General features: G+C 56.1%; 9 protein-coding genes. 3 read left to right on the top strand and 6 right to left on the bottom strand.

Going from position 1 to position 13866, the window contains the following annotated elements:
* Window positions 1–156: 156 nt before the first annotated feature.
* From AC2IAX_RS13830 to AC2IAX_RS13820, 3 genes are all read right to left on the bottom strand, one after another.
* Window positions 157–3081, bottom strand: coding sequence for an ATP-binding protein (locus AC2IAX_RS13830; RefSeq protein WP_494387997.1), 2925 nt, complete (start codon window positions 3079–3081; stop codon window positions 157–159).
* Window positions 3082–3675: 594 nt separating this feature from the next.
* Window positions 3676–5091 (bottom strand): sensor histidine kinase, encoded by a 1416-nt coding sequence (locus tag AC2IAX_RS13825; RefSeq protein ID WP_494387996.1) that lies wholly within the window; start codon window positions 5089–5091, stop codon window positions 3676–3678.
* A gap of 296 nt (window positions 5092–5387) precedes the next feature.
* A complete protein-coding gene (locus tag AC2IAX_RS13820; protein WP_494387995.1) occupies window positions 5388–5837 on the bottom strand; it encodes a YlqD family protein in 450 nt (149 codons plus the stop codon).
* 336 nt (window positions 5838–6173) lie between these two features.
* Here AC2IAX_RS13820 and AC2IAX_RS13815 point away from each other — a divergent pair, with 336 nt between their 5' ends.
* Window positions 6174–7079, top strand: coding sequence for a DUF4114 domain-containing protein (locus AC2IAX_RS13815; RefSeq protein ID WP_494387994.1), 906 nt, complete (start codon window positions 6174–6176; stop codon window positions 7077–7079).
* 227 nt (window positions 7080–7306) lie between these two features.
* Here the strand turns inward: AC2IAX_RS13815 and AC2IAX_RS13810 are convergent, their stop codons facing one another.
* The gene (locus AC2IAX_RS13810) at window positions 7307–7591 is read right to left on the bottom strand and encodes a cupin domain-containing protein (RefSeq protein WP_494387993.1); all 285 of its coding nucleotides are present in this window, start codon (window positions 7589–7591) and stop codon (window positions 7307–7309) included.
* A 139-nt stretch (window positions 7592–7730) separates the two neighbouring features.
* Between AC2IAX_RS13810 and AC2IAX_RS13805 the strand changes: the two genes are divergently transcribed.
* Both AC2IAX_RS13805 and AC2IAX_RS13800 read left to right on the top strand, forming a co-directional pair.
* Window positions 7731–8669 carry a DMT family transporter gene (locus AC2IAX_RS13805; RefSeq protein WP_494387992.1) on the top strand — a complete coding sequence of 313 codons (939 nt, stop codon included), beginning with the start codon at window positions 7731–7733 and terminating at the stop codon, window positions 8667–8669.
* 167 nt (window positions 8670–8836) lie between these two features.
* Window positions 8837–11488, top strand: a complete 2652-nt coding sequence (locus tag AC2IAX_RS13800; RefSeq protein ID WP_494387991.1) for a glycosyltransferase 61 family protein — start codon at window positions 8837–8839, stop codon at window positions 11486–11488.
* Between the two features lie 49 nt (window positions 11489–11537).
* Here the strand turns inward: AC2IAX_RS13800 and pgeF are convergent, their stop codons facing one another.
* Entirely contained in the window at window positions 11538–12326 is a 789-nt protein-coding gene (gene pgeF / locus AC2IAX_RS13795) for a peptidoglycan editing factor PgeF (RefSeq protein ID WP_494387990.1), read from the bottom strand.
* A gap of 742 nt (window positions 12327–13068) precedes the next feature.
* Window positions 13069–13851, bottom strand: a complete 783-nt coding sequence (locus AC2IAX_RS13790; protein WP_494390394.1) for an ABC transporter permease — start codon at window positions 13849–13851, stop codon at window positions 13069–13071.
* Between the last annotated feature and the right edge of the window lie 15 nt (window positions 13852–13866).

The following is a 13866-nucleotide window of genomic DNA, read 5'->3' as shown; positions in this document are numbered from 1 at the left end:
AGCATCTTGTCCCCCACGATCTGCCAACGGCGGAATCAGGGTTTCAATTGAAGCCCTGGGGTCTTGATGTTTCCGTTGCCAAATCTTGAGGGCAAGGGGCTGACCGTTCTGGCCCAGGGCGATCGGGGTGTGGATTTGGATCTGCGAGGCGATCGCCTAATCCTCTACAAATTGCCGCATTGGAATTTCAATCAAAAAGCTAGTTGAATGATTCAGTTCCGATCGACAAGTTAACCGGCCGCCATGTCGCTCCACCACAATCTGTTGGGCAATGGACAAACCCAAGCCAGTTCCCTTGCCCACATCTTTGGTGGTGAAAAAAGCATCAAACAAGTTTCGTTGCACCTCGGGTGCAATTCCGGGCCCGTTGTCCGTAATCACAATCTGCACCGTTTCGGGATCGGCCAAGGTGGTGGTGATGGCGATTTGTGGCGGTTCCCGATCGCCCCGCTTGTCCTCATCGATCGCGTCGATCGCATTGGTCAGCAAATTCATAAACACCTGGTTCATTTGCCCCGCGTAACACTCAACGGGAGGTAAATCGCCATAGTGCTTCTGAATCTGAATCGCTGGGCGTTGATCCGTGGCCTTCAGTCGGTTGCTCAAAATCATCAGCGTGCTATCCAACCCCGCGTGAATGTCTACGCTTTTCACCTCCGCTTCGTCCAGCCGCGAAAAGGTGCGCAAGGACAGGACAATTTCGCGAATGCGATCGGTTCCCACCCGCATTGATTTCAACAATTTGGGTAAATCTTCCTGCACAAACGTCACATCAATTTCGTCCGCCAGCTCCAAAATTTCCGGCGTGGCTTTGGGAAAGGCCAATTGATAGGCAACCAACAGCGCCAACACATCTTGCACATAGTTGCAGGCATGTTCGAGGTTGCCGTGAATGAAATTCACCGGATTATTAATTTCGTGGGCCACCCCCGCCACCATTTGCCCCAAACTGGACATTTTTTCCGTTTGAACCAGTTGTGTTTGGGCTTTTTTCAACACCGTCAGGGCTTCCGATAATTGGGCAGTGCGTTGTTTCACCCGCTGCTCCAGATCCTTGGCCAAGTCTTGCAGGGCGGCTTCGGCGGCCTCGCGATCGCGCACTTCCTGCTGAAGTTGCAGGTTTTGGTTGTCCAACTCCTCCTCAGCGAGTTCGCGGCTCTCATCGGTCAGCACCCACCACCAGACCGCAATCCCCGACAAAACCAGCAACATCGCATACAAAACCCCAAAGGTTTCCAGCAGCGGCATCGATTCGGCATCGGGTTGCGCGAGGGGCAACTCGGCGATCGGCCCGAGGGTGTAAACCAGCGCAAAAATTGCCCCCAGCAGGGCCGCCATGGCCGCAAACAACCCCACAAAACGCACCATCCGCTTGCCCAACCGCAAAGACAGGCGATCGCCAAAAATCGCCCGCGCCACAATGGGAGCCAAGCGCACCTGCTCGCCTGCGGAGGGCTTGCAGGAATCGTGACAATGGGCATCCAGACTGCAACAGAGGGAGCAGATATGGCCGTCGTAAACGGGACAAAAGGCCAAATCCGATGGCTCATACTCGTTGTCACAAACGCAGCAACTAACCAGGGTGGCGGCCGGAAAATTCAAGCGCACTTCATTGGGGCGGGCGATGTAGTAGCGGCCTTGGGTTGCCCAGGCGATCAAGGGCGACAGACCGAAGGCAATCCCCAGGGCCAAGAACGGCGCATAGGCCCGCAGTGTTTCCCCCAAAAGCCCCACAAAGGCCACCATGGCAATGACCGAAGCCACCGCCATTGAGCCAAATCCCACAGGGTTGAAGTTGTAAAGGTAGGCGCGTTTGAACTCAATGTAGGACGGACTGAGTTTGAGCGGTTTGTTAATCACCAAGTCCGCCACGATCGCCCCAATCCAAGCGATCGCCACGTTGGAATAGAGACCCAACACGGCCTCTAGGGTTTCAAACACCCCCAACTCCATCAACAGCAGGGCGATCGACACATTGAACACCAACCACACCACTCGCCCGGGGTGGGAATGGGTGAGCCGCGAAAAGAAATTTGACCAGGCCAGGGATCCCGCGTAGGCATTCGTGACGTTGATTTTGATTTGGGAGATGATTACGAAAAACACCCCCACCGTCAGCACCACTTGGGGATCGTCAAAAACGGTGGCAAATCCGGCCAAGTACATTTGAATTGGCTCCTTGGCCTTGGCAAAGGAAGCCCCATGCTCGATCGCCAAAGTGGCCAAAAAGGCCCCGCCCAACTGCTTGGCCGCCCCCAGCACAATCCAACCGGGCCCCGCCGCCAACACCGCTAACCACCAGCGAATCCGATTGTTGGGGCCACATTCCGGCAAAAAACGGAGATAGTCTACCTGTTCGCCCAACTGGGCAATCAGAGAAAAGGAAACGGTGGCCGCCGCGCCAAACAGCAAGGGATCAAAGGCGGCTCCGCTGGGGGAGTTTCCGGCAAAGTGCAGCCAGCGATCGAGGGCGGCCGGTTCCTTGAGGCCCACAAACACGAAGGGCAACCCCATCAAAATCAGCCAAATCGGTTGGGTCCAAAACTGCAACCGCTCGATCGCCGTGATGCCATAAAACACAATCGGCAACACCACCAAAGAGCAAAGGATATAGCCCAGCCATAGGGGAAGGTGCCAATAAAGCTCTAGGGCTTGGGCCAGGATCGCCGCTTCCAGCGCAAAGAAAATGAACGTAAAAGAGGCGTAAATCAGCGAGGTAATGGTTGAGCCAATATAACCAAAGCCTGCGCCTCTGGTGAGCAAGTCAATATCGACATTGTATTTGGCGGCGTAATAGGAAATCGGAATTCCGGCTAGGCCAATCAGCAGCCCCACCACCAAAATTGCCCAAAAAGAATTGCTGAATCCATAGCTAATCACTAAGGATCCGCCGATGGCTTCAAGGGCCAGAAAGGAAATTCCTCCTAAGGCCGTATTGGCAACTAAAAACTCCGACCACTTCCGAAAAGACTGGGGTGCATAGCGAAGGGAATAGTCCTCGATCGTCTCGGTGGCTACCCAAGCGTTGTACTCTCGACGCTTCTGCACAACCTTTTTGCGGGGAATATACGGGGTCGTCATAGCAGGTCAAAAAGATGACAGAATGGAGCAATTAATATACGGAGACGATTTGAATCCCCTTGAGCGGGAAATCAATCGATTGCGTTGGTTGCCGAAACTGGGCGATCGCGGCCATGGGCGGCAATTATGAATAACCATGAATTCCATGGATTTATGGCTAAAGCCGGGTTACACCCAATTAAATGGGCGATCGCGTCAAGGCTTGGCATCAGTACCCGGCATTAATGCACGAGTGAATGATCAAATGAATGATCGAAAAGACTGCTGCATCACAACTAGCCCATGGTTCTACCCTAGCGCGCTCCAAAGACTGACGATCGGGCTGATTCTTGGCAACAGAATTATTGATTATTTATTAATCATATCTATGATATCAATTGTTCTTCGGCCGCTTCTAAAGTGTTGCTCGATTGTCTCAAAGTTGGCCACATTCACAGCGATTAAACATGCTCAACTGAGTTGTCCCTTGGTTTTAGTATTCCCTGAGACAATTTGCTGAAGATTTATAAATCTCTCTTCATTAAAATTGCGAATTCAGGTCAGTTAGAGATAACCCAAATGTGCCAATGGCGCGTCCCTATGGCACGTAATCGCCTAACTGTTCTGATAGTGACCGACCTCCAGCGGGGGTTCAACCAAGCTGGGTAGGGTGATGGTGACGGTTGTTCCTCGATCGAGCTGACTATCCAAGCGGATCTGGCCCTGGTGGACTTGCACGATCGCCTGGACAATAGCCAGCCCCAACCCCGACCCGGCAGATTGACCAGTGCGATGGCGCGATCGAGCCACATCGGCACGGTAGAAGCGATCGAACAGATGGGGCAGCGCTTCCGGTGCAATGCCAATGCCGGTGTCCTGGACTTCGAGCTTTAAGGTGGGTTTGCGCAAGTCCCGATCGAGCCGCACCCAAACCCGCCCACCCGATGGCGTGTATTGAATGGCGTTGCCAATCAGATTGGTGAGCAACCGCGCCAACTGATCTCGATCGCCCCGCACCATCCAGGCTCGCGGATCGGGAATTTCGCTGAGTTCGGGAATCAATTCCAATTCTTGGCGGGTGGCCAGGGCCATTTGCTCCTCGATCGCCTCCAGCAGCAATTCCGCCAAATCCACCGTTCCCCACTGGGGTTGCACAATGCCGCTATCTTGGCGGGCCAAAAACAACAGATCGTCCACCAATTTTCCCAGGCGGCGAGTTAACCGCTCGATCGCCTCCAACTGCGATCGCTCCATTTGGGGATCAGTTTCCGCCAGCGCCACCTGCACATTGGTTTGAATGGTGGCGATCGGGTTGCGCAGTTCGTGGGATGCGTCGGCCGTGAACTGCCGCAGGCGTTGGTAAGACTCGCGCACCGGTTCCATGGCCAACCCCGACAGCCACCACCCGATCGCCCCGACAGCCCCAATCAACGCCACCACCCCCAAGCTCAGGTCGATCGCCAACTGCTGGGCCGGTTTGGTGACCTCAAACCAAGGGTGACTGACTCGCAAATAGCCCAAGGGTTGCCCACCCAGCGCGATGGACTGGGTACGTTGCCGCAACACCAATGGCGGTTCCACCGGGCCCCGCCCCTCAACTGGCTTTCCTGCCCCATCACGCAGCACTTTCACCGTTTCGCTTTTGCGCGTGGGATGCAGGGGAATGGTCAAAGGTTCCGCAAAACTGGTCCAAAGCTGCTGGCCCGTGGGGCTAAACCACTCCAAATCGATGCGATCGTCTTCCACATCATTCCAAACCGTACCCGTGTTGTCCCGAAAGCTGGCTTCCAGGTTCACCCGGGCCCGAGTAATCATCTGCTGTGGATCGATGGCGGCCAGGTCGCGCACCTGCACCGATTCAATCACCAGCGATCGAGCAACCAGTTCGATCGCATGTTCGATCGTGTCATCCACCCGATCGACCAGCGTGGCCCTCGCATAACCATAAAAGGTGATCGCAGCCACCAGCACCAACACCGCTGTTACGGTCGCGTACCAAAGGGCCAGCCGTCGCCGCGTTGTCTGAAACACGATCGTCCTCGAATGATGAGTAGTTGCATTCCCCCTAATCGTAATTCACTCGATCGGCTTGATTTAGCCTATGAATTGACTTGAGCTGGCTAGTTAGTTAACTTCTTGGATGTTTTTTGATTAACTTCTTGATTAACTTGATTAGTTTTGATTAGTTAAGTTTTTCCTGAATTGCTTGATTGAATTGGTTGATTGAATTGATTGGTTTGATTTTAAGAATTTAGATTTACTTCATCCCATAGATGATGACCAAATCGTGGGGTGCAAACTTCACACCCCCCAAAAACGCAACTTAGTTACAGTTCGCCACGAATTTCTTCCACGATGCCATCCCGTAGCAGAATTTCAACCTGCATTTTGTCAATCAAATTGTCGCCCTGTTGCACCTGAAACAGGCTTTCCATTTGCGTTTGAATCACTTCATTGTCCAGTTCCAAGGAGTGAACCCGGTTGAGCTGTTGCAACACTTGGTTTTTTTGCTCCAGCATTTGGGATTTCTGGTCGTTCACCTGGGCCTGAATATTTTCGATTTGGCGAGTCACTTCCGGGCCGGGCGGTTGAATGCTTTGGCGCTGAATTTCCGCGATCGCCCGCTGACCTTGGGTTTCCAGTTGCTGTAACTGGCGATCGAGCTGGTCAATTTGCCGCTGCAATTCAACCTGCGCATCTTCCTTCCAGCGCGGCGTAACAACGGCCTTCACAATCACGGGGCGCTTGAGCCACAGGCCCGCTGAAGTCGTATCCATGGGAGTTTGCACGCTTGAGGTGTACTGGGTGTTGATCATCGGTCTCACTGTTCTTGCATCGGCCAGAGACCATGGCCCGGGCGCGATCGTATCGCGGGACTGTGAGCCATGGCAATCAACCCTTTCCCCCCTTCACTTCATATTTGCCCGTTAATCGGCCATTTACTTGACCAAAAATTCATCAAAAAACTCAGGAACTGCCCCTACGATCAGGGAAGAAAGTATTAAGTCCTTTGGGTGTGTCTTCGGTTTCTAGCCATCTGAGTCAAAGCTTCAATTGCAAGTCAAAGTAATTTTTTATACCTGCAACGACTCAGGCAAAACCGCTCTCTAACTGTGCAACTATTCCACTCTCTGAAGTCTTCTCTACTCATGCGTAACCACATTCCTTCCTTCCTGCTCAAAGCAACCGTCACCGCCTCCGTGGCAACCCTGAGTGTTGCAGCCGGATCGGCCCAAGCATTTGACATCAATCCCCGTAGCACAGCACCGGATTACTTCCAAGAAGTGTTGCCCTCCATGGCTCCCTTTGTAGGCAAGGAAGCTCGGAAGTTAGACCCCAACGAGATTAACTTCCGCACCTTGGATGAGTCGCTGCTGCAACTGAAGCATGACCACGATGTGAAGGTTTACTTCCTCGGTGAAACGGCTGGCGGCTATCGCAACCGTCTGGACTTTGCCACCACCGGAACAACGGTTACAGCGCAGACGAAGATCTTTGGGGACACCTCTTGCAGCCCCAGCCAAAGCAAGACCTTGGTGAACTTCAGCGGCTTTTGCCAAAATCCGAACGCTGCCGTAGCAGGGCGATCGGTTCAAGACAGTCCCCTGAACGTGGGTGACTGGGTGAGCCTGGGCAAGTTCAAGGCTGGCACGATTTTTGATTTCAGCCTGGTTTCCAACTGGATTAACGGCGGCATTTCCGGCAAGGATGTGCGCACTGGCAAGACGGTTCCGGGTCAGTTCCGGGCTAATGCCAAGGACAATCCCGATGGCAAGCAACATGCCATGTCCTACTTCTACGAAGATTTGCTGGTGCTGGCTTTTGAAGATCTGTGGGGCGGTGGTGACCAAGACTTCAACGACACGGTGTTCGTGATCGACTTCGGCCGCAAGAACAACCGTGAAATTGCAGGGGTGGCCACGCCGGAACCGACGGTCATGATGGGTCTGGGCCTAGTGGGTCTGGGTCTGGCTGGGTCGGCGAAGCGTCGTTCGCGCAAGTCTGATACCGCATCCTAAGCACTGCAAAACCTGCGGATAGCAGGAGTTGAGCTAGGGTTGTTGAACTCTCTGGGTTCTGAAGGCTGAATCATTCGTCAGGATTTCGCAGGAATTGAACTGAGTCGAAGTTGATCAAAAAACCCCGGGGTTCCCTAATGATGGGAACCCGGGGTTTTTCTGATCAGATGCGTTGAATCAGATTCTGGTTTGGGTCAATCTTGAGCCAAATTTCCTAGCCAAATTTCCTAGCCAAACTTATAGTGCTTGCGGATGGTTTGGGTGATGTTCCATGTGCAAGCCAAACCGGCAGAGAAGGTGACTAAATCGCCTTTGCGAATGGTGATGGGTTCGCCGCCATCAGGAGTGACGGTCACTTCGCCTTCAAGGATGTAGCAAGTTTCCGCTTCATCATAGGTCCATGGAAATTCCGAAACCTGTTTGGTCCAAATGGGCCAGTTGTACACGTCCAAGGCCGCGAGTCGATCGGGGGTGGGGTGCGATTCGAGCTGAATAGTAGTGGTTGTGCTCATGGCAAAACATGGAAAAACACTAGAGAATTGATGGCGATTGTAGGACGGGATGGATTGCACTTGGCCAAGGGTCGGGATTTATAAAGATCGGCATCCCCAAGAGCAGCGCTCCAAAAATCAGGATTCAAAAGGTCGGCACTTGAAACCCCCAACTCACGCCGCTGTGAATCCCCATGCTGGGCACCGGGCCCGATCGCTCCGGTGGGGAGTGCTGTTGGCGGGGATGGCGGCCATTTCAACGGGGGCGATTTTTGCCCGCTGGGCGATGCAGTCGGCGGGGCGATCGGACTGGGGGTTTGGCCTGTGGTTGGCGGCGGGGCGGGTGACGTTGGCGGCGCTGGCGGTGGCTCCGGCTTGGCCCCAAACCGGGCGATCGCCCCGATCAGCCTGGCCTTGGGCAGTGGGGGCGGGGGCTTGCTTGGCGCTGCACTTCGTCTGTTGGCTCAGTTCGTTGGGCTACACCTCGATCGCCGCTTCCACTGTGCTGGTAACCACCACGCCGGTTTGGGTGGCCCTGATTACCGGTGTCATCACCCAAAAATTCGCCGGTTGGATTGCCTGGGCTGGTTTGGCGATCGCCTTGGGGGGCAGCGCCGTGATTGCCCTCAGCCAAGATGCCGGAACGATCGGCAGCGATCCTCGGTTAGGGAATGGGTTAGCCTTGGCAGGAGCCTTGGCCGCAGCGGGCTATCTACTCCTTGGGCGGGTTGCCCAGCAACGGGGGCTAGCCATTGGTTCCTACGCGGCTTTGGCCTATGGCAGTGCGGCCCTGTTGCTGAGTCCGTTGGTGGCCCTGTGGGGTGGCGGTTGGCAAACCATCACCCCCACAACGGTGCTGGCGATCGCCCTGTCGGCCTTGGTTCCGCAACTGATTGGCCACACCAGTTTTAATTGGCTGGTGACCCAAATGCCGCCCCTGTGGGTGACCCTGGCTATTTTGTTTGAGCCGGTGGGAGCCAGTAGTTTGGGGTGGGTGGTGTTTGGGGAACAACCGGGAATGGGCGTGCTGTTGGGGGGCGTGATTGTATTGCTGGGGGTGGTGCTGGTGGTGCTGGGGGGGCGATCGGCCCAGGGGTGATCCCGCGCCATTTGGCCGAACTGCGCTGAACTCTGCCGAACTGTACCGATCACCAAGACGATGGAGTGAGTGATGAAAGGGATAGTTCAGGGGTTGCCCACAGGGGAGTCAAGGGGGGCGATCGCCTGGGGGTAGGGGCACTGTCCGCAAGGATTTGAGGATTCATCGTGCTGAAGTTTTGGTCTGTGGCAGCATTTTGCACCTTTGCCCGATCGCGCTGGGTCCAAGAGCGAATCCCTGTGGGGCGCTGGTGGCGTTGGGCCCAGGCTTGGGCCGCAGCGGGCGAACTGGAGGCGGTCTTAGCGGCCCTGGAAGCGGCGGTGATCCAGCGTCCCGGCTCGTTCAAATTAGTACGGCAACTGCTGGATACCTATGGCCAAGCGGGCTATCGACGGGCGGCCTGGCGACCGGTACAGCGGTTGGTGGCCGTGCGGCCCCGGGTGGCCGGGCGGGCTTGGGCCGCTTTGGGGGACTTGTATTGGGCGATGGGCGAATGGTCGGAAGCCATGCACGCCTACGATGAGGCCAAACAAAATCAGTATCAGTCCACCTATCTAGAGGAGCGGGCCGCCCGCTTTTGGGCCAGTCGTCAGGATTGGACGCGGGCCAAGGGAGCTTGGTGGACGGCGATCGCCTGGGAACCGAGCGATCGACCCGATTGGCACGAGGCACTCTGTTTTGTGCTGCTGAGCGATCGCGATTTTGACGGGGCCATCAAGGCCGGAGAAACGGCCCTGGCCCTGGGGGGCGATCGGGCGGTGACTTGGCATCGGTTGGCCCAAGCGCACCGGGAACGGGGCGATCGCCCCACGGGTAACCGCTGTTTGCGGCGGGCCTGGCAAGTGGGAGCTAAGGATCCCTGGAGTTGGTTCCCCCAGGTCGGTGAATGTGCCGATCGCCCAGAATGGCAACGGGCTTGGCAAATGTTGCAGAGTGCGCCGGGTTTGGCCGTTCCCGAAACGGCCGCCGATTATCGCCGCTGGTCGCAACTGGCCAGCCAAGCGGGGGATTGGCCAGCGGCCATGGCCGCCCTCGATCGGGCCATGGCCTTGGATCCGTTGGCCCCGCCTGATGATTGGTGTGCCTTGGCGGATCTCTGTGCGCGATCGGGACAAGACCACCTGGCCAGCCTGGCTTGGCAACGGGCCTTAACCGCCGGAGCCAATCAGGGCGGAGTTTATTATGCCTATGCCGAATCCCAGCCCCGGTCATCATTGCCCGATCGCTTGGCCCTGTGGCGGCGAGCGATTCAAGCCAACCCCACTGATCCCCGGATGTATGACAACTACGGCCAAACCCTGGAAGCGGCCAACCGCCCGATCGCCGCGTTGGCCGCCCATGGCCGGGCCATTCTGCTAGCCGGCCGACGTTTGGATATTCCCTTTCGACAAGGGGGAACCCTGTTGCAACAATTGGGTTGGTGGCGGCTGGCCTGCTGGTTTTGGGATCAAGCCAGTCTGCTCGCCCCCGATAGTGTTTGGTTCCAAGCGGAACGCCAAGCGGCCCTGGCTCGCCGGGCCCAATCACAGGGGCAATGGCAACGGGCGATCGACCATTTCATGGCTGCCCTACGCTATCAGCCGGAATTTTGGCCCGCCTATGACGGCATCCAAGCGGTACTGGCGGCCGCCGGATTGCCCCCGGCCGATCCATCGCCCACTTCCCCGAGCCTGTTTTGCCAACTGCCTGATGGTCTGGCAGAAGCCACCAGCCTCCTAGCTACCGATTGGCAAGGTGTCGCGGCCGAGCTGCCGGGAACGGACTGTTTTCCCGCCTTTGAACCGGAAACCCATCCCCTGCGCGATTCCCAAGGCTTGGGCGATCCCCTGCCGGAATTACAGGCGATCGAGCCTACCTTGGATGCGCCGGCCGCCTACACCGTTGCGATTCCCCAAGGGCGAGCCTGGGGCGATAACCTTTGCAGCGTGGTGTTCAATGCCCACAATCAGGTGATTCGCGACTGTTCAACGGGTTACAGCGCCATTGTTGCCAGTTCGCCGCACCTGCCGCCGCCCCAACATTTCGCCGGAACGGTGGCTTTTTTGGCCACGCGCTGGGGCAAGGTCACCTATTTTCACTGGATGTTTGATCTGTTGCCTCGGTTGGAGGTGTTGCGGCGATCGGGCTTTGAGTGGGACTCGATTGATCGCTTTGTGGTCAATCTATATGAATTGCCCTTCCAGCACCAAAGCTTTGAGCGGTTGCAAATTCCCCTGGAAAAAGTAGTGGCCTGCTGCCATACGGAATGGTTTGGTTCCGTGGATCCGGTTCAGGGGCGAATCCCCCATCTAACGGCCGATCGGCTGTTGGTGCCAGCGATTCCCGAGTTGCGGATCTATCGGGGATCGCGCTGGGCCCATCAGTTTTTGCGCAATACCTTTTTGGAGTCGGCCCGCATTTCCCGCTTTCCCGATCGCCTCTACATCACCCGCCGCAGCGCCGCCTACCGCCAAGTGCTGAACGATCGGGAGGTGATTGAAACCTTGGAACAGTTCGGCTTTCGGGCGATCGATCCGGCCCGCCTGCCGCTGGTTGATCAGGCGGCGGCCTTCGCGGCGGCCAAGGTGATTGTGGCGGTGCATGGGGCCGGGCTAACGAACCTGGTATTTGCCCAGCCTGGCACGAAGGTAGTTGAAATTTTTCAACCCAGTCACCGCCAAAATACCTATTGGCTCCTAAGCAACTTGGGTGGCTTGGAACACTATCACCTCACGGCGGATCTAGCACCCGGCGCGGAACAGGCCACCGCCGTGCAACAGAACATTACGATCAACCTCGATCGCCTCAAAGCCCTGCTGAAGCTAGCCGGAATTGATTAGCAGAGTCGGGCTAGCGCAAAGCAGTAAAACATGAATGAAACCTGCGCAATCAAGTGCTGACAATTCCTGACCATTGCACGGTTTTCGTACCGTCGCGGCGATAGGAAAAGAACCGATCGCCCTCGCAATAGGTGCAGTGGGGCGCGATGGTGACCTGCTCCCGATCGAGACCCAAATTCAACACCTGCTGGACGATCGTTTGGCGCACATCCAACCGCGCCTTTCCCGGTTCCGGATCCGGCAACACGGGCGGTTGTTCCCAGCCTTGGGCCTCCTTCAGGGGCACTGCCAGCGAGGCCACCACCTCTTCAGCCACCGCTTCCGTCACTTGATAAACCGCACCGGAAATGGCCGGGCCCAGCGCCACCCGCAAATCCGCCAGTTGGCTGCCCTGTTGGCGCATCCGTTCGATCGCCTTGGGCACAATGGCCGCCGCCGTTCCCCGCCAACCGGAATGCACCGCCGCCACCTGACCGGTTTTTAAATCCGCAATCAAGGCCGGGGTGCAATCGGCGCTGCAAACCCACATCACCTGCCCCGGGCGATCGCTCAACAGTCCATCGGCTTGGGGATAGGTAGATTGCTCGCTGGCGGTGGCCGTTGCCTCCTGGAGCACGGCCCCTGCTGTAATTTCTGCAATTTCTGCTGGAGCCACCACCCGATCGCCATGCACCTGCTTGACTCGGAAGGTTTGGGCCGCGTCATCCAGCACCAAAGCCAGCTCAGCCGGCGGGCGGGGTGCAAAGTGCCGGGTAAAAAAACCGTGGGGAATTGGCTCCAACAGGGAGCAGGTGAGATAGGGCAGTCCTTGCCAGTTGCGCCAATGCCAGCCAGTCACGATCGAGCCTCCCAAGCATTCTGAGTTGGCATGATAGGTGGAATGGTAACCGAACCCAAAGTTTGCGGGTACAGAACAGCCATTGGGGCTTTTCAAAGATCCAGCCCAGAGATCCCGCCAAGACTGAAGAGTTGCTCAACTCTTGCCTCTCGTCCCCCTTTGCGGGGTATGATGGGACGGCTCAACGTTACCCGTTAACTTGAGTTGTCCTTAGGGGCGAGTCAGCTTAATTGATCGGTTTAATTGATCAATTGGCTCCACTAAGGGGGCATGGCGGAATGGTAGACGCTACGGACTTAAGACAATTGAGCCTCGGTTGAGAAATCGATCGAGTGGCAGCTCTCAAACTCAGGGAAACCTAAGGCACGGAACCAATTCTGGGACGTTGTTCGCAGATCACCCCGATCGCTACGGCAATCCTGAGCCAAGCCGAAGGTGCAAAAAGCTCGCGGGCTTTTCCTTCGGAAGGTGCAGAGACTCGACGGGAGCTACCCTAACGTAACCAGCCGAGGGTAAAGGGAGAGTCCAATCTTCAACGCCAAACGGTCGATCGAGCAGCTTTGCTGACTCACGAGCCGAATTGTGCAGGGGCGAAAGCCACAGGAAGATGAAAATCCGTTGACCCTAAACGGTCGTGAGGGTTCGAGCCCCTCTGCCCCCATCTTTAAACCCATAAACCCATTTCCGATCCAAAGCTCCGGTCAGTTCTTCTGGTCGGAGCTGCGCGTGATTCACCGGCAATTTAACTAGAAGCGCTGGTGTAGAACCGGAGGGCAAAACGCCAAAATTGATTGGACAAATACAACAGCCCGATCGCCAGCAACCCTGAAACGCCTACCAAAAACCAAGCATCGCGGCCCAAGGCAATTTGTGCCGGTACGGTTGTCATAAACAACACCGGCACAATGAACGTGAAAAAGAAGCGAAACGCCGCCGGATAGGCCGTGAGGGGATAGCGACCAGCTTCCAAAAGCCCCCGCAACACTTCCGTGATGTTATAGATTTTGGTGAACCAAATGCTGGTGGCCCCTAACACAAACCAGAGGCTATATAAAATTAGTAATCCAAAGCCAAGCGGCAACATTGCCCAGCCATATTGCCACCAGGGAAGTTGTAGGTTGATCCCGGCATAGAAAATCAACCCCAAACCGAGGGCAATGTCAGGAAAGCCCCAGAGGGAAACGGCGCGGGTGGATAGCCAAAATTGGCTGCTAATGGGTTTCAGTAAAACAAAATCCAGGGTTCCTAGCTCCACCTGGCGCACGATGCTGTTCAGGTTGGGAGCTAAAAAGGTGTTGGAAAAGCCTTGCAAAAACAGAAAAAGACCCAAGACCAAAAGTGCTTCATACCAGTTCCAGTCCTGGAAGGTATAGCCTGTTCGATAAAACAAAAAAAGCCCAAAGCCGCTGGCAATTCCCCCGCCAATGGAAGAGATGCTGGCTAAGAGAAAGTTGCCGCGATATTCCATTTCGGCCGCGATCGCGGTAGTGACAAACAACCGCAGGAGTTTCCAATGATGAAGCAGCATGGGGACGAAGTG

Source organism: Limnothrix sp. HT2024 (assembly GCF_059138625.1).
The sequence above is the reverse complement of the archived record's forward strand: the minus strand, read 5'-3'. Positions and strand labels throughout refer to the sequence as shown.

Excerpts from the sequence above, each read along its gene's own strand:
- AC2IAX_RS13830 (WP_494387997.1), bottom strand. The coding sequence starts at position 3,081 with ATGACGACCCCGTATATTCCCCGCAAAAAGGTTGTGCAGAAGCGTCGA.
- AC2IAX_RS13820 (WP_494387995.1), bottom strand. The coding sequence starts at position 5,837 with ATGGATACGACTTCAGCGGGCCTGTGGCTCAAGCGCCCCGTGATTGTG.
- AC2IAX_RS13810 (WP_494387993.1), bottom strand. The coding sequence starts at position 7,591 with ATGAGCACAACCACTACTATTCAGCTCGAATCGCACCCCACCCCCGAT.